This window comes from Sporosarcina sp. OR05 (assembly GCF_041414805.1).
Lineage (GTDB): Bacteria > Bacillota > Bacilli > Bacillales_A > Planococcaceae > Sporosarcina > Sporosarcina saromensis.
In genome coordinates this window covers 1-1,388 of the sequence record NZ_JANKJL010000031.1, presented here as the reverse complement: position 1 = coordinate 1,388, position 1,388 = coordinate 1, and the positions used below count along the sequence as shown (strand labels likewise).

The window sequence follows — 1,388 nt, the reverse complement described above, 5'->3', positions numbered from 1 at the left end:
TTGATGCTACTCTAAAATTAGGACTCAGCGAATTGGGAGAGTTATAATAAACTTATCCAACTGAGCGGAGTGAAAAAAGATGAAAAGACAGTATGACAAAGAATTTAAAATGGATGCAGCCAAGTTGGTTGTGGATGCAGGTAAAACGGTAGCACAAACAGCTAGAGACCTGGGTATCGCGGAACAGACGCTGCATAACTGGGTGAAAAAGTATAAGGAAGACAAAGAGGGCAGCAGTTTTGTCGGTAGTGGCTACAGTACACCTGAGAAAGAGGCCACACGTGATCTTCAGAAACGGGTACGGGATCTGGAAGAAGAGAACGCGATCCTAAAAAAGGCTATGGGCATCTTCGCCAAAAACCAGAAGTAATCTATTGCTTCATAGAAGAGCACCGGCACGAGTTCCGTGTTGCGAAGATGTGTCACGTTTTAGGTGTATCAAAAAGCGGATACTATAGTTGGCGTAATCGGGAGAAAAGCCAACAGAAAAAGCGTCATGAAAGCCTAGTTTGCCAAGTGAAGCGCGTTCACCTTGAATCTAGAATGATCTATGGCAGCCCTAAAATTACGGAGGCATTGCATAAAGAGGGCGTAGATGTATCGGAAAAAACCGTGAGTCGGATTATGAAGGAAGAAGGTATACGTTCCAAAACGGTTAAGAAATATAAAGCGACTACCAACTCAAAGCATTCATTGCCAATTTTTCCGAATCTGTTAAGACAACAATTTATAGTCGATGAACCAGGTAAAGTCTGGGTCGGTGATATTACATATATCTGGACGAAGGAAGGCTGGCTCTATCTGGCAACGATCATGGATTTATTTTCTCGAAGAATCATCGGCTGGTACATGAACGACCGGATGACAAAGCGACTCGTCATCGTGGCTCTTAAGCGAGCAATTGGGCGTCAGACACCCTCTGAACAGCTAATTCATCACTCAGACCGTGGCAGCCAATATGCATCTCATGACTACCAAAACATTCTGAGGGGGTACGGAATTACAACAAGCATGAGCCGTAAGGGCAACTGTTATGACAACGCCTGTATTGAATCCTTCCACGGAATAATTAAACGTGAGCTAATTTTCCACGAAACGTATGCGACAAGGGAACAAGCAAAAAACAGCATCATGGAGTACATTGAATGTTTTTATAATACAAAACGAATCCATTCCACAAATGGTTATTTGACACCAATGGAGAAGGAAGAGGCCTACTACCAAGGTCTATCAGCAGATATTGAGGAGATCCCCTTGACTTTGTCGTAAGTGAATAGAGTGAAACTCTGTTCGCTTATGACAAGGCGAACAAGCAAAGCGCGTTAGCTTGAATATACAATTAGCTATGAAACTCAATTCAATGTGTCCAATTTCTTGACAGAGTATCA

At 42.8% G+C, this 1,388-nt stretch carries 1 protein-coding gene; it reads left to right on the top strand.

The annotated features are described in order from the left end of the window. The first annotated feature begins 79 nt into the window (after positions 1-79). A protein-coding gene (locus tag NRI27_RS17890) for an IS3 family transposase (RefSeq protein ID WP_371391899.1) occupies positions 80-1,269 on the top strand; the annotation gives its coding sequence in 2 pieces (ribosomal slippage) (positions 80-341 and positions 341-1,269; 1,191 coding nt in all). Positions 1,270-1,388: the final 119 nt, after the last annotated feature.